This is a genomic window from Ligilactobacillus salivarius DSM 20555 = ATCC 11741, assembly GCF_001435955.1.
Taxonomy (GTDB): domain Bacteria; phylum Bacillota; class Bacilli; order Lactobacillales; family Lactobacillaceae; genus Ligilactobacillus; species Ligilactobacillus salivarius.
The window spans coordinates 118,628-135,090 of record NZ_AYYT01000003.1; the positions used below are offsets into that span (position 1 = coordinate 118,628).

Consider the following 16,463-nt stretch of genomic DNA (forward strand, 5'->3'; position numbering starts at 1 on the left):
TAATATTTTTATTTGAAGTGACTGAGATTAAGTGTTAAATTTTTCTCAGTTACTATTTTTTTTGAAATTAAGAATTTGGGGAAAGGAGCTACTTCTTTGGAAACCAATAAACAAGATCTATTTAAGAAATTATTAAGACAGATTAATTGGGAAAATAAACGTGGGTTTGAAGAGGTATTTACGAATGCAGAAATTCAAAAAGTTGAAGTTCATGTAGAGAGTAAAGTTTGGAATTTTCATTTACAGATAGAAGATATACTGCCATATGAAGTATTTTACCAATTTTATCAGCAACTACAGTTAGCGTTTAAAGATATTGCCAAAGTTGACATCACTTTGCATACAAAAAATCCCATTATAACGAATCAAAAGTTAGGAGATTATTGGAAATGGGTTGTATTTAATAGTGGTATTCAATCATCATTTATACAAGAACTTTCCAGAAGTAAAGTACCATATTTAGATAATAATAGAGTAATTTTACTGGCAGAAAATGAAATTGTAAAACGTTTTTTAGTAGATCAAGCTTTAGGTCCATTAGAATCAACATATCACAAGATAGGGTTTCCTAAATTTTCAGTTAATACTCTAGTTGATGAAACTAAGTCTCAGGAGATAATTGAGAATATTAAAGAACAGAAAGCTAAGAGCGATGCCGAATTGGCTCAAAAAGCTGTAGAAGCCATAAAGAAACAAAGTGAACAAAGAGAAAAATCTAAAGCAGAAGTTCCTAGTATAGAAGGGCCGGTCCAACTAGGAAAGAAAATTTCACCTGATCAAGAAATTACGCAAATGATTAATATAACTGAAGAAGAACGTTCAGTTACAGTTCAAGGCTACGTGTTCGACAAAGAAGTTAGAGAGTTACGTTCAGGAAGAAAATTATTAATCCTGGAAGTTACAGATTACACTTCATCATTTGTCGTTAAGAAGTTTTCACGAACTGAAGAAGATGAAGCAATGTTCGATGCTATAAATTCTGGTGTCTGGATTAAGGTGCGTGGAAGTGTTCAAGAAGATAACTATATGAGAGACCTAGTTATTAATGCATATGATTTGAATGAAATAAAACATGAGAGTAGAAAAGATACGGCCCCTGAAAATGAAAAGCGAGTTGAATTACACCTTCACTCTAATATGAGTATGATGGATGCTACTAATAGCATTACAGAATACGTATCTAAAGCTGCGGAGTGGGGACATAAAGCTATTGCAATTACAGACCATGGGACGTTACAGGCATTTCCTGAAGCACATGCTGCTGGGCAAAAAAATAATGTCAAGATTCTCTATGGTGTTGAGGCAAATATTGTAGATGATGGAGTTCCTATTGCGTATAATGAGCAACACAAAAACTTGAGAGATGCAACATATGTTATTTTTGATACTGAAACAACAGGTTTGTCAGCACAATATGATAAAGTAATAGAACTTGCTGCTGTAAAAATGGAAAAAGGAAATGTTATTGATACGTTTGAAGAATTTATTGATCCCGGTCATCCTCTTTCACAGACTACAATTAATTTAACAAGTATTACTGATGACATGGTAAGAGGTTCTAAAAGTGAGGAAGAAGTTTTTAGGTTATTCAAAGAATTTTGTAAAGATTGCATTATTGTAGGACACAATGCTACTTTTGACGTAGATTTCATGAATACAGGATACGAACGTCATAATATGGAAATGATACAGGAACCTTGGATTGATACATTACCGTTAGCAAGATATTTATATCCTGAAATGAAGGGATTTAGGCTTAATACATTAGCTAAAAAATTGAATATAAAATTAGAACATCATCATCGAGCTATATATGATGCTGAAGCTACTGGTTTTATATATTATGCTATGTTAAAAGATGCTGAAGAGAAACAAATATTATATCATGATGACTTTAATAAGCATGTTGGAGAAAATGATGCGTATAAACACGAGCATCCATCGCATGCAATAATTTTAGCAAAAACACAAGAAGGGCTAAAAAATCTCTTTAAATTAACTTCAGAATCTATGGTTAAGTATTTCTATAGAGTTCCAAGAGTACCACGTTCAATTTTAGAAAAATATCGTGAAGGACTTATAGTAGGGTCTGCTTGTGCTGATGGAGAAGTATTTACAGCAATGATGCAGAAGGGATATACAATTGCTAAGCAAAAAGCAGAATTTTATGATTATTTAGAAGTTCAACCAAAGCCGTTGTATGAACCATTATTAGAACAAGAATTAGTTAAAGATAATGATAATCTTGAAGAAATTATTACAAATATGGTCAAATTAGCCCACGAACTAGATAAACCAATAGTTGCTACTGGAGATGTTCATTTTATGAATAAAGAGGATGCAATTTATCGAAAGATATTAATCCATTCTCAAGCAGGAGCTAACCCATTAAATAGATTAAAAAAATTACCAGATGCACATTTTAGAACTACAGATGAAATGTTAGAAGAATTCAGCTTTTTAGGAGAAGATATAGCAAAAGAAATTGTGGTAACCAATCCTAATAAGTTAGTAGATGAAATTTCAGAAATTACTCCTGTTAAAGATAAACTTTATACACCTAAAATGGAAGGTGCAGAGCAAGACATACATGATCTTACTATGAATAGAGCACATGCCTGGTATGGTGATACTTTACCAGAAATAGTTCAAAAGAGATTGGATAAGGAATTAAAATCTGTTATTGGTAATGGATTTTCGGTAATTTATCTAATTTCACAAAAATTAGTGTATAAATCTAACAAAGATGGATATTTAGTAGGTTCTCGAGGATCTGTTGGGTCAAGTTTAGTTGCAACAATGACAGGTATTACAGAAGTTAATCCATTGCCACCACATTATCGATGCCCAAAATGCAAGTGGACGCATTTTTATGAAAAAGGTGAGTATGGTTCTGGTTACGACTTACCGGATAAAGACTGTCCTAATTGTGGTACAGAATTAATAAAAGATGGACAAGATATACCTTTTGAAACTTTCTTAGGTTTTAAGGGAAATAAAGTTCCAGATATAGATTTAAATTTCTCTGGTGACTATCAACCTATTGCACATAATTATACGAAAGTCTTATTTGGTGAGAATAATGTTTATCGTGCTGGAACAATTGGTACGGTAGCTGATAAAACGGCTTATGGCTATGTTAAAGCTTATGAGAGAGATACTGAACAAAATTTCAGAGGTGCTGAAATAGATAGACTAGCTAAGGGAGCTACTGGAGTAAAGCGAACTACAGGGCAACATCCTGCAGGAATTCTTGTTGTTCCTGATTATATGGATATTTATGACTTTACTCCAATACAATATCCAGCAGATGACCTAACAGCTGCTTGGCGTACAACTCACTTTGATTTTCATTCGATTCATGATAACATCTTGAAATTAGATATTTTAGGTCATGATGATCCTACGATGATAAGGATGTTACAAGATTTATCTGGAATAGATCCTAAAACTATCCCTACAGATGACCCTGGAGTTATGGCTTTGTTCTCAGGAACAGATATTTTGGGTGTAACTCCTGAAGAGATTCAATCTTCGACAGGGACATTGGGTGTTCCGGAATTTGGTACTCGATTTGTTAGAGGAATGTTAGAAGAGACCCATCCAAAAACATTTGCAGAGTTATTAAAAATTTCAGGATTATCACATGGTACAGATGTTTGGTTGGGAAATGCAGAAGAATTAATAAAAAATGGGACTGTAACAATGCCAGACGTTATAGGATGTCGTGATGATATTATGATGGATCTAATTCATATGGGTGTTGAGTCTGATAAAGCGTTCAAGATTATGGAACATGTACGAAAAGGTAGAGGAATACCAGATGAGTGGCAAGCTGATATGAGAGCAGCAGATGTTCCTGAGTGGTATATCGGAGCATGCTTAAAAATTAAGTATATGTTTCCTAAAGCACATGCTGCTGCGTATGTCTTGATGGCACTAAGAATTGCATATTTTAAAGTTTATTATCCCCTTGTTTACTATGCAGCATATTTCTCAGTACGTGCGGATGATTTTGATTTGGTTTCAATGTCTAGAGGAAAAGAAGCTGTAAAAAATGCGATGGAACTCATAAATTCAAAAGGAAATGAAGCAACAACTAAAGAGAAAAATCTTTTAACAGTATTAGAAATTGCTAACGAAATGTTAGAAAGAGGTTTCGATTTTAGTATGGTAGATATTAATAAGTCTGATGCTCAGAACTGGACTATTCAAGAAGACGGAAGAACATTATTGGCACCTTTCACAGCAATCCCTGGTTTAGGACTAAACGTAGCTAAGCAAATTGTTGCTGCAAGAGAGGAACAAGAATTTATTTCAAAAGAAGATCTAAGTAAGAGGGGAAAAGTATCTCAATCATTGATTGATTTTATGACAGAAAATCATGTATTGGATGATTTACCAGATGAAAATCAATTAAGCTTATTTTAACTACTAAATAAACTTAGAAATTCTCAGTATAATAAGAAAAACAGAGCAATGTTAATTCTTGTATTCTAATTTTAGCTATGTTAAACTAAGTTATATTAGATAACTCGTAAAGAGTGAGCAGAAATGCTCACTCTTTTTGTTGGAATAGTTTACTTTGGTTCTATTTCTGCTGAAGTATTGCTTTAATTTAGTTGAAGGAGGCTCATAAGTGAGTAGTGTTGTTGAAACAGTAACTAATCTGGTAACCCCTATTCTAGATGAAAATCATTTTGAATTAGTTGATGTAGAATTTGTAAAAGAAGGAAAAAGTTGGTATTTAAGAGTTTATATTGATAAACCTAATGGAATTAACATTGAAGAATGTGCCTTGGTGAGTGATAAACTCAGTGAAAAATTAGATAGTTGTGACCCAGATCCAATACCACAAGCTTATTATCTAGAAGTTTCATCACCAGGTGCTGAAAGGCCTTTAAAGAAAGAGAAAGACTATGAACGTGCATTAAATAAGTATATTCATATTTCTCTTTATCAAGCTATTGATGGACAAAAAGTTTATGAAGGTACTATGGTTGATTTAAACAAAGAAACTTTGACATTGGAATATAGAGTAAAAACAAGGACAGTAACTAAGACTTTTGATCGAAATAAAATCGCAAAAGCTCGTTTGGCAATTAAATTTTAATAATTATTAAGGAGATAATAGAACAATGAGTAAGGAATTACTAAACGCATTAAATGCCTTAGAAGTTGAAAAAGGTGTAAAGAAAGAAATTGTGATTGAAGCATTAGAAGCAGCTTTAGTTTCAGCTTATAAGCGTAATTATGGTCAAGCTCAAAATGTGGAAGTTGAATTTGATAAGATTGCAGGTAATATCCATGTTTATGCTGTTAAAGAAGTAGTAAATGAAGTGTATGATTCTCAGTTAGAAATTAGTTTGAAATCTGCTCTTGAAATTAATAGAGCTTATGAAATTGGTGATACTATCCGTGAAGAAGTTACACCAAAAGATTTTGGGCGTATAGCAGCACAAACTGCTAAACAAGTAATCATGCAACGTGTTCGTAAAGAAGAAAGAGAAGTTATTTATAATGAATATGTTCAATATGAACAAGAAATTGTTACAGGTGAAGTAGAACGTAGAGATAATAAATTTGTTTACGTTAATTTAGGTAGAATTGAAGCTGTTTTGTCACGTCAAGATCAAATTCCAGGTGAAGAATACAAGTCACATGATAAAATTAAGGTATACATTTATAAAGTTGAAAACACATCAAAAGGACCTCAAGTATTTGTAAGCCGTTCTCATCCAGATTTGTTAAGACGTTTATTTGAACAAGAAATTCCAGAAATTTTTGATGGTACTGTAGAAATAGTTTCAATTTCTAGAGAAGCCGGTGATCGTGCTAAAGTAGCTGTTCGTTCTAATGAAGATGGTGTAGATCCTGTTGGAACATGTGTAGGACCAAGAGGTGAACGTGTACAAGCTATCGTAAATGAACTAAAAGGTGAAAACATGGATATTGTTGAATGGCGTGAAGATCCAGCAGAATACATTGCTAATGCTTTGAATCCTGCTAAAGTATTAGACGTTCGTTTTGATGATGAAAATGAGCATGCTTGTACAGTTGTTGTACCAGATGATCAATTGTCTTTAGCAATTGGTAAACGTGGACAAAATGCAAGATTAGCTGCAAGATTGACAGGTTATAAAATTGATATTAAATCAGAAAGCGATGCTGCTGATTTAAATAACGTGGAAGCTGATAATAATGATATTGATGATGAAGATCAATTGATGTCAGACTCTTCTTCCAATATAATTGAGGAGGAATAATTATGGCACAACGTAAAATTCCTATGAGAAAAGACATTGTTACAGGTGAGATGGTACCTAAAAAGGAATTAGTCCGTGTTGTTAAAAATAAGGAAGGCGAGGTAAGCATAGACCCTTCTGGGAAAAAATCTGGTAGAGGTGCATATATCCATCTAAATGTTGATGTAGCAAAAAAAGCAAAAGTTGATAAGACTTTTGATAAAACTTTTGGTATTAGTATTTCTGATGATTTTTATGATGAATTGATTGCATATGTTGATCATCAAGTAGAAAGAGCAAAATTATTTGGTAATGGAAAATAGGATAAAGGTATTAAATTTATTAGGTTTAGCTAGAAGAGCTAGTAAATTAGTAACAGGGCAAGAATTAGTCTTATCGCGAATTAGAAGCAACAAAGTTAATATTGTTTTTGTTGCTAGTGATAGCGGAAAAAATTCATTGAAACAATTTACTGATAAGTGTAAGAGTTACAATGTATTTTTATGTAAGTCTTTCACAAAAGAAGAGTTAAGTTCAGCTATTGGACAAAAACGTTCCGTTATTGCTGTAAATGACATTGGATTTGCAAATAGAATGAAAGAACTATTATCTGATTAATTTATTGTTCATTCTTATTTTAATGCGATAGGGCTTCTGAAGTTAGGGTACTAAATTAGGAGCGTGATAATATGGTAAAAAAACGTATTTATGAATTGGCTAAAGAGTTAGGTATAAGTAGTGAGAGAGTAATAGAAATTGCTAAAAAATATGATTTTAAAGTTACAAACCATATGTCAGCATTAGATGAAAATGAACAGAATAAAATTCGTGGAAGTATAAGTCTAAAAGCAAAGAAAAAAGAGCACATACAACATAATAAAAATAAAGATAATTTTCATTCCAAAAAGGTACAAAAAAGTAATACAGGGAGTAAAGACGAAAATAATCATAAGAATGTGCATAAAAATAATAGAAAGCGATCTGGTAGTAGTATGAAAGAAAATAATAATGCAAAGAACGGACAACGTAATAATAGAAATAATCGTTCTAATAATAAATTTAAAAATAAACGTAATAACAATAATAAACGTAATAATAATTTTAAGAAGGGAAATCCTGTTCCACCAAGAAAAAATAAGCCATTGCCAGAAACATTGGTTTATACTGTAGGGATGAATGTAGCTGATATTGCTAAAAAAATTCATAGAGAACCTGCAGAAATTATTAAGAAGTTATTTATGATGGGGGTAATGGTAAACCAGAACCAATCCCTAGATAAAGATACAATTGAACTTTTAGCTGCTGATTATGGTATTAATGCAGAAGAAAAAGTTGAAGTGGATGTGTCTGATATTGATAAGTTCTTTGAAGAAGAACAAAACAACACTGAGCATTTAGAAAAACGTCCTCCAGTAGTTACTATTATGGGACATGTTGACCATGGTAAGACAACTTTACTTGATAAATTACGTCATACGCATGTTACTGAAGGCGAAGCTGGTGGTATTACACAACATATTGGTGCTTATCAAGTAAGACATGATGATAAGATTATAACTTTCTTAGATACACCAGGACATGCTGCATTTACTAACATGCGTGCTAGAGGTGCTGATATTACAGATATTACTGTTTTAGTTGTAGCTGCTGATGATGGTGTTATGCCTCAAACTATTGAAGCTATTAATCATGCTAAAGCTGCAGGTGTACCTATAATTGTAGCTGTTAACAAGATTGATAAACCAGGTGCAAATCCTAACCATGTAATGGAACAACTGACGGAATATGAATTAATTCCTGAAAGCTGGGGTGGAGACACAATTTTTGTAGAGATATCTGCAAAATTTGGTAAGAACTTAGATGAATTATTAGATATGATTCTTTTAGAAGCAGAAATGTTAGAATTACATGCTAATCCAAACCAAAGAGGGGCAGGTTCTGTTATTGAAGCCCGTTTGGATAAAGGAAAAGGTTCAGTAGCTTCATTGTTAGTTCAACAAGGTACGTTACATGTTGGTGATCCAATTGTTGTGGGTAATACATTTGGACGTGTACGTACAATGGTGGATGCTCGTGGACATGATATTAAAAAAGCTACACCAGCGACACCTGTAGAAATTACAGGGTTGAATGAAGTACCGGATTCTGGTGATAGATTTATTACATTTGAGGATGAAAAGACCGCTAGAGCTGCAGGTGAAAAACGTGCCGAAAGAGCTTTATTGAAAGAACGTAGTCAAACAAATCATGTTACTCTAGATAACTTATTTGATACTCTTAAAGAAGGAGAATTAAAAGAAGTTGGAGTTATTATAAAAGCTGATGTTCAAGGATCTGTTGAAGCTTTAGCACAAAGTTTTAAGAAGATTGATGTTGAAGGTGTACGTGTAAATATTATTCACCAAGCAGTAGGTGCCATAAATGAAAGTGATGTTACATTAGCAGAAGCATCTAACGCTATCATTGTTGGTTTTAATGTACGTCCTACACCATTAGCTAAACAACAAGCAGAATCAGATAATGTTGATATACGTTTACACCGAGTTATTTATAAAGCTATTGATGAAATTGAAACAGCTATGAAAGGTATGTTAGAACCTGAATATCAAGAAAAGATTACAGGACAAGTAGAGATACGCCAAACATACAAAGTTTCAAAATTAGGTACAATTGGTGGTGGATATGTTATTGATGGGTATATTCGCCGCGATAGTGGTGTACGTGTAATTCGTGATGGAATTGTTATTTATGAAGGTAAATTAGCTTCTTTGAAACGCTTCAAGGATGACGTTAAAGAAGTTAAACAAGGATATGAATGTGGATTGATGATTGAAAAATATAATGACATAAAAGTTGGAGATCAAATTGAAGCATACATTATGGAAGAAGTTCCAGTTGATTAATCTTTATTATACAGGAGGAAATTATGGCACAACATTTTCGTGTAGGAAGATTATCTCAAGAAATTCAACGAGAAGTAAATGATATCTTACTTAAACGAGTGCGAGATCCAAGAGTTAAAGATGTAACTATTACAGGTGTAGAAGTTTCTGGTGATTTACAACATGCTACTATCTATTATAGTATTTTATCAGATAAGGCTTCTGATGAGAAAAAGGTGCAAACTGGTTTGGATAAAGCAACTAGTTTGATTAGAGGCGAACTTGGTCATCGTTTAAGTATTTATGTAACTCCTGAAATTAAATTTGAACGTGATAAGTCTGTTCAATATGGAGATCATATCGATGAGCTTCTTAGAAAACTTCACAGTACAGATAAATTTTAGTATTTTTAAGAAAGTATTTAAGAGGGTATGGTTGTTAAATCGTACTCTCTTTTTTGGAGGGATTTTTTAATGGATGGAATTCTACCTTTGTATAAAGAACGTGGAATGACTAGTAATGATGCTGTCATAAAATGTAGAAAAATTTTTAAGACTAGAAAAATAGGACATAGTGGAACTTTAGATCCTGAAGTCGATGGTGTTTTACCGATTTGTGTGGGAAAAGCTACAAAAGTGGTTAATTATTTAATGGATTCAGGTAAAGTATATAAAGGCGAAATAACATTGGGATTTGCTACTACTACTGAAGATTTGGAAGGCGAAATAATTTCGAAAGTAAAACTTTCTGAACCATTTTCAGATGAGAAAATAAATGAAATTTTGTCTAGTTTTATAGGTGATATAATACAGGTTCCGCCTATATATTCTGCTATAAAAGTTAACGGTAAAAAATTATATGAGTATGCTAGAGCTGGTGAAAAAGTAGATATTCCAGAAAGAAGAGTTCATATAGAATATTTTAAACAAATTTTCCCTTCAAAATTTGATAAAGAAAAAGGACAGCAAACTATATATTTTGAAGTCGGTTGTGGTAAGGGTACATATGTTAGAACTTTAGCAGTAGATGTTGGAAAAAAATTAGGTGTTCCAGCTGTTATGAGTGATTTGACAAGGCTTAAAAGTGGTGGCTTTCAAATTGGAATGGCGAAGTCATTATCACAATTAGAAAAATTAGCACATGAAAATAAATTATCTGAATCATTATATCCTATTGATTATGCTGTTAAAGATTTACCAAGATATGATTTGAAATTAGAACAATGGAAGATAGTGAAAAATGGAGGCTTTTTATCCGTAAATACTTTTAAAGAAGATTACGATAGAGTGAATCTTTTCTATGATGATAGAATTAGATGTATTTATCAATATAATAAAGAAAAAAATAGATATCAATCTGAGAGAATGATAGATTTAAGTTAGGAAGGGATATAGATGAAAATCGTAAAATTGAAGGAACCTTATGATAAAAATGCAATTGTTGATTCTCCAATTGTATTAGCTTTAGGTTTTTTTGATGGAGTTCATCGTGGACATCAAGAAGTAATAAAAAGAGCTATAGAAAAAGGAAAAAGTTTAGGTGTAAAAGTTGCAGTAATGACTTTTGACAGACATCCAAAAATCATCTTTCAAAATATTGATGGTGAAAAGTTTAAATATCTAACAATGTTGGATGAAAAACTAGAACATTTTAAAAATTTAGGTGTAGATATAGCTTATGTTGTTAAGTTTGATGAAAATTTAGCTTATCTTTCACCACAAGATTTTATAGATAAGTATGTAGTAGGGTTACATGCAATATGTGTTGTTGCAGGCCAAGACTATACTTATGGAAAACATGATATTGCTAATATGGATACTATTTCGGATTTTGCAAAAGGAAGGTTTGAAATAATAACTGTAGACCACTTACAACGCAATGATCAAAAAATTAGTTCTACTCAAATAAGAAAAGATTTAGATAGCGGGAATGTGGAAGCTGCTAATTTGCTATTAGGATATCAATATGAAAATCATGGAACTGTTGAACATGGTTTTAAGAGAGGAAGAAAAATAGGATTTCCAACTTTAAATGTTTCTATCCCTAAGAATGAACGTATTTTAGGAGAGGGTGTATATGCTGTTAAAGTGAAAATAGATAAAGATAATTTATGGTATGAAGGAATGGCATCTATAGGGCATAATGAAACATTTGGTGATGATTTAGAAAAAACAGTTGAGATAAACCTATTTAATTTTGATAAAAGTGTTTATGGAGAAAAAGTTATTGTTAAATGGTATAAATTTTTAAGAGAAATGGTGAAATTTGATAGTGTTGAGGAACTAATAGATCAATTAAATAAAGATAAAAGAGATACTGAGGTCTTTTTTGGAGACTTGAAAAAAAATTAGCACTTATAGGGTTGCTCTGCTAATTTTTTGTCTAAAACTCTTGACTAATCCTATTAACTAGGTTATATTAATAATTGACTTAGCACTCTAATGTGTTAAGTGCTAAAAGAGGTGGTTGGTTTGCTAACTGAAAGACAGTTGTTGATTTTGGAAACAATAATCCGAGATTATACTGATTTAGGACAGCCTATTGGTTCTAAAACTTTGCAAGAACAATTACCTATACGTGTTAGTTCAGCTACTATTCGAAATGAAATGGCAGTTCTTGAAAAACAAGGTTTTATAACTAAAGAGCACTCTAGTTCTGGTCGAATTCCTTCCCTTAAGGGATATCGTTATTATGTTGATAATTTAGTTAAACCTGTTAAAATAGATTCGAAATCTGTAAGAAGTATTCAATCTCTATTTGGAAATGAATATCGTAGAGTTGATGAAATAATAGAAATGTCTGCAAAGATATTGTCTGATTTAACTAATTATACGGCGATAACTTTGAGACCAGAAGCTAGTGATTTAAAACTCGAAGGATTCAGGATGGTACCATTAGGAAATGGCCAAGTAATGGTTATTCTCGTTGCCAGTGATGGATCAGTTGAAAGCCAAATTTATAATTTACCTAATAACATAGATGGAGAGTCTCTAGAAGCTGTTATTAGGCTAATTAATGATAAATTGGTAGGTTCTTCCCTTAGTGAAGTCACTTCTAAACTACAAGAATTGCAGCCGTTACTTACTAAATATATTGAAAAATCTGATGGATTTATCGATGTATTTGGTGGAATCTTAGATAAAGCTATCAAAGAGCAGTTTTATATTGGTGGAAGGCGAAATTTGTTGAATTTTGCTAACGGTAATAATTTAGAACAGATCAAATCCCTGTATTCATTAATTGATGATGAATCAGATAAGATTGGTGGGTTAGTAGATAATACGACTAATCCACATGATCATCATGGAATTTCGGTTAAAATAGGTGATGAGATGTCTGATAGGTTATTGTTAGATTACAGTCTCGTATCGGCAACTTACAATGTTGGGAGTCATGGTCGTGGCATGATTGCTATTTTAGGACCTACTAACATGCCTTATTCTAAGATGATAGGATTGGTTGAAGTTTTCCAAAAAGAGCTAACTAAAAAATTAATTGATTATTACCGAAATTTTGATAAGTGATAATTGAAAGGGGTGGCGATGTGTCTGAAGAAAAAGTAAAAGCTTCTGAGCAAAATGAAGATATTGAAAAAGAAATTAAAGAAGATGATAAAGCTTCATCTGTTGAGAATGAAAAATCAGTAGAGGAGACAGATGATTCTTCAAAAGCATTAGATGAACTTCAAAAGAAGTACGATGATATTGAAGATAAATATTTACGAGCTGAGGCTGAAATGGCTAATATGACACAACGTTTTAAGAAAGAGCAGGAAATGTTGTTGAAATATGAGGGTCAAGATTTAGCCCGTGACATTTTACCAGTTATTGATAATTTAAACCGTGCTTTAGAAATTGAAGTAGATAATGATGCATCACAGCAACTGAAAAAGGGTATTGAAATGGTTGCTCGTGATATGGAAAAAGCCTTGAAAAATAATAATGTTACTAAGATAGATTCTCTAGGAAAGGTATTTGATCCTACCTTACACCAAGCTGTAAAAACAGTTCCTGTTGAAGAAGGTCAAGAACCTGAAACTATAGTACAAGTTTTCCAAGACGGATATATGCTAAAAGATAGAGTACTACGACCAGCGATGGTTGTTGTAGCTCAATAAGTAGTAATTAATATTTTTATAAAAGAGGTAATACATTTATGTCAAAAATCATTGGTATTGATTTAGGTACAACAAACTCAGCTGTTGCTGTACTAGAAGGTAAAGATCCTAAAATTATAACAAATCCAGAAGGTAATAGAACAACTCCATCAGTTGTATCATTCAAGAATGGTGAAACACAAGTTGGTGAAGTAGCTAAGCGCCAAGCTATTACCAATCCAAATACAGTATCTTCTATAAAGCGTCATATGGGAGATGCAAACTATAAGGTAAAGATTGAAGACAAGGAATATACTCCACAAGAAATTTCAGCAATGATTTTACAATACATTAAAGATTATGCTGAAAGTTACTTAGGTGAAGAAGTATCACAAGCTGTTATTACAGTTCCTGCATACTTTAACGATTCACAACGTCAAGCAACTAAAGACGCAGGTAAGATTGCGGGTTTGAAAGTTGAAAGAATTGTTAATGAACCTACAGCTGCAGCTTTAGCTTATGGTCTTGATAAATTAGATAAAGATGAACGTATTTTAGTATTTGACCTTGGTGGTGGTACTTTTGACGTTTCTATCCTTGAATTAGGTGATGGAGTATTTGAAGTTCTATCAACTAATGGTGATACACATCTTGGTGGTGATGATTTTGATAATAAGATCATTGATTGGTTAGTTGAAAACTTTAAAGCTGACAATGGAATTGATCTATCTCAAGATAAAATGGCTATGCAACGTTTGAAAGATGCTGCTGAAAAGGCTAAGAAGGACTTATCTGGTACAACAGAAGCACAAATTTCACTACCATTTATTGCTGCTGGTGAAGCTGGTCCTTTACACTTAGAAACATCATTATCACGTGTTAAGTTTAATGAATTAACTGAAGATTTGGTTGAAAGAACAAAGATTCCTGTACGTAACGCTTTAGCTGATGCAGGATTAACAAATGCTGATATTGATGAAGTTATTTTAGTTGGTGGTTCCACACGTATTCCTGCAGTTAAGGAAGCTGTTAAGGCTGAAACAGGACATACTCCTAATGAATCAGTTAACCCAGATGAAGCTGTTGCTTTGGGTGCTGCAATTCAAGGTGGAGTTATTACCGGTGATGTTAAGGATGTTGTTTTATTAGACGTTACACCTCTATCATTAGGTATTGAAACAATGGGTGGCGTATTTACTAAGTTAATTGATCGTAATACAACTATTCCAACATCTAAGTCTCAAGTATTTTCTACAGCAGCTGATAATCAACCAGCAGTGGATATTCACGTTCTTCAAGGTGAACGTCCAATGGCTGCAGATAATAAGACGTTAGGTCGTTTCCAATTAACAGATATTCCTGCTGCTCCTCGTGGTGTACCACAAATTGAAGTTAAATTTGATATTGATAAAAATGGTATTGTTAATGTTTCTGCTAAGGACTTAGGAACAAATAAAGAACAAAAGATTACTATTAAGAGTTCATCTGGTTTGTCTGATGAAGAAATTGATCGTATGGTTAAGGAAGCTAAAGAAAATGAAGCTGCTGATAAGAAACGTAAGGAAGAAGTTGACTTGCGTAATGAAGTAGATCAATTATTATTCCAAACAGACAAGACTTTGAAAGAAGTTAAAGATAAAGTTTCTGCAGATGAAGTTAAGAGTGTTGAAGATGCGCGTGATGCTCTAAAGAAAGCTCAAGAACAAAATGATATCAATGAAATGAAAGCTAAGAAAGATGAGTTAACTAAGTTAATTCAAGATATGTCTGTAAAATTGTATCAACAAGCACAACAGGCTCAACAAGCTAGTGGTGCACAAGGTGATACTTCAGCTAATAACTCTACAAACGATGATAATACGGTTGATGGAGACTTTAAAGAAGTAGATCCTGATGAAAATAAGTAGTATCTATCTTGTAAAATAGGATTGAGCCATATGCTTTTATGCATGTGGCTTTATCTTTATTAACTATTTAAGTTATAATTAGTTGTGTAAATTTGGCAAAATGAAAGTCATTTTGTACTTTGAAAATTGGAGAGAAAAAAATGAATCCATATGATGTTTTAGGAGTTTCTAAAGATGCTTCTGATCAAGAAATAAAACGTGCGTATCGTAAGCTATCAAAAAAATATCATCCAGATTTAAATCATGAATCTGGTGCTGAAGAAAAATTCAAAGAAGTAAATGAAGCGTATGAAATTTTAAGTGATCCTCAAAAAAAGGCACAATATGATCAATTTGGTACAACAGGTGGACAGCAAGGCTTTGGTGGTGGCCAAGGTTTCGGTGGCTTTGATTTTGGTGGATCTGGAGCAGGTGGCTTTGAAGATATATTCAGTTCATTCTTTGGTGGTGGTCAAAGCAGAAATAATAATGGCCCTCGTCAAGGGAGAGATCTTCAATATGAAATGCATCTAACTTTTGAAGAAGCAATCTTTGGAAAGAAAACAGAAATTAAATATACTAGAGAAGAAAATTGTAAAACTTGTAGCGGGACAGGTGCTAAGCCAGGAACATCACCTGTAACATGTTCTAAATGTCATGGTAGAGGATTTATTCAGGTTCAACGACAGACACCTTTGGGTAGAATGATGTCTCAACAAGAATGTGATGTGTGCCACGGTACTGGTAAAGAAATAAAAGAAAAATGCTCCACTTGTCACGGAAGTGGACATGTAAATGAACAACATGCTATTGAAGTTACAGTACCTGCTGGTGTTGAAGATGGTAATCAAATGCGCTTGAGTGGTCAAGGTGAGGCCGGAGTAAATGGTGGACCATATGGCGATTTATATATTTACTTCTCTGTTGCACCTAGCGATAAGTTTAAACGTGATGGGGCAGATATATACTTGAGTTTGCCTATTAGTTTTGTCCAAGCTGCACTTGGTGATGAAGTTGAAGTGGATACAGTTCATGGTAAGGTTAAAATGAAAATTCCAGCTGGAACTCAAACAGGAACAACATTTAGACTTCGTGGGAAAGGTGCACCTCATTTAAGAGCTGGTGGAAATGGTGATCAACGTGTTACAGTCAAAATAGAAACACCTAAGAATTTAAATAAGAAGCAAAGAGAGGCATTAAAGGCTTTTGCTGACTCTATGGGTGAAGATCCTAGTGGTGATGATAGTTTCTTTGAACGTTGGTCTAAGAGTAAAAAAACTAAACGAAAAAAATAATTAGATAAATTGATGAAATATACCTTTGGCTTCGTTAGTCAAAGGTATATTTGTTTAAA

General features: G+C 32.9%; 13 protein-coding genes. All 13 read left to right on the forward strand.

The genetic code is table 11. The features are described 5' to 3' along the window. Positions 1 to 96 precede the first annotated feature (96 nt). The 13 genes from FC55_RS02935 (at position 97) to dnaJ (ending at position 16,404) form a co-directional block, all read left to right on the forward strand. Positions 97 to 4,431, forward strand: a complete 4,335-nt coding sequence (locus FC55_RS02935; RefSeq protein WP_035149686.1) for a PolC-type DNA polymerase III — start codon at positions 97 to 99, stop codon at positions 4,429 to 4,431. A 208-nt stretch (positions 4,432 to 4,639) separates the two neighbouring features. Then, complete coding sequence (gene rimP / locus FC55_RS02940) at positions 4,640 to 5,113, forward strand: ribosome maturation factor RimP (RefSeq protein WP_003699900.1); 474 nt, start codon at positions 4,640 to 4,642, stop codon at positions 5,111 to 5,113. 25 nt (positions 5,114 to 5,138) lie between these two features. Further along, positions 5,139 to 6,266: a transcription termination factor NusA gene (gene nusA, locus FC55_RS02945; protein WP_003699901.1), complete on the forward strand. Its 1,128-nt coding sequence runs from the start codon at positions 5,139 to 5,141 to the stop codon at positions 6,264 to 6,266. Between the two features lie 2 nt (positions 6,267 to 6,268). Continuing rightward, positions 6,269 to 6,568: an RNase P modulator RnpM gene (rnpM, locus tag FC55_RS02950; RefSeq protein ID WP_003699903.1), complete on the forward strand. Its 300-nt coding sequence runs from the start codon at positions 6,269 to 6,271 to the stop codon at positions 6,566 to 6,568. Further along, on the forward strand, positions 6,558 to 6,863 hold the full coding sequence (locus FC55_RS02955; RefSeq protein ID WP_003699904.1) for a L7Ae/L30e/S12e/Gadd45 family ribosomal protein: 306 nt from the start codon (positions 6,558 to 6,560) through the stop codon (positions 6,861 to 6,863). The genes rnpM and FC55_RS02955 overlap by 11 nt, the downstream gene beginning before the upstream one ends. 71 nt (positions 6,864 to 6,934) lie before the next feature. Next, positions 6,935 to 9,148 carry a translation initiation factor IF-2 gene (gene infB, locus FC55_RS02960; RefSeq protein WP_003699906.1) on the forward strand — a complete coding sequence of 738 codons (2,214 nt, stop codon included), beginning with the start codon at positions 6,935 to 6,937 and terminating at the stop codon, positions 9,146 to 9,148. 23 nt (positions 9,149 to 9,171) lie between these two features. Next, on the forward strand, positions 9,172 to 9,531 hold the full coding sequence (gene rbfA / locus FC55_RS02965; RefSeq protein WP_003699907.1) for a 30S ribosome-binding factor RbfA: 360 nt from the start codon (positions 9,172 to 9,174) through the stop codon (positions 9,529 to 9,531). A gap of 69 nt (positions 9,532 to 9,600) precedes the next feature. Continuing rightward, positions 9,601 to 10,509: a tRNA pseudouridine(55) synthase TruB gene (gene truB, locus FC55_RS02970; RefSeq protein WP_035149689.1), complete on the forward strand. Its 909-nt coding sequence runs from the start codon at positions 9,601 to 9,603 to the stop codon at positions 10,507 to 10,509. Between the two features lie 12 nt (positions 10,510 to 10,521). Then, positions 10,522 to 11,478, forward strand: coding sequence for a riboflavin biosynthesis protein RibF (gene ribF / locus FC55_RS02975; protein ID WP_003699910.1), 957 nt, complete (start codon positions 10,522 to 10,524; stop codon positions 11,476 to 11,478). Positions 11,479 to 11,598: 120 nt separating this feature from the next. Next, positions 11,599 to 12,651, forward strand: a complete 1,053-nt coding sequence (gene hrcA / locus FC55_RS02980; protein WP_003703155.1) for a heat-inducible transcriptional repressor HrcA — start codon at positions 11,599 to 11,601, stop codon at positions 12,649 to 12,651. A 20-nt stretch (positions 12,652 to 12,671) separates the two neighbouring features. After that, on the forward strand, positions 12,672 to 13,244 hold the full coding sequence (gene grpE, locus FC55_RS02985; protein WP_014568279.1) for a nucleotide exchange factor GrpE: 573 nt from the start codon (positions 12,672 to 12,674) through the stop codon (positions 13,242 to 13,244). 38 nt (positions 13,245 to 13,282) lie between these two features. Continuing rightward, positions 13,283 to 15,130, forward strand: coding sequence for a molecular chaperone DnaK (gene dnaK / locus FC55_RS02990; protein WP_003699915.1), 1,848 nt, complete (start codon positions 13,283 to 13,285; stop codon positions 15,128 to 15,130). A gap of 140 nt (positions 15,131 to 15,270) precedes the next feature. Beyond that, positions 15,271 to 16,404: a molecular chaperone DnaJ gene (gene dnaJ / locus FC55_RS02995; protein ID WP_035149695.1), complete on the forward strand. Its 1,134-nt coding sequence runs from the start codon at positions 15,271 to 15,273 to the stop codon at positions 16,402 to 16,404. The last annotated feature ends 59 nt before the right edge of the window (positions 16,405 to 16,463 follow it).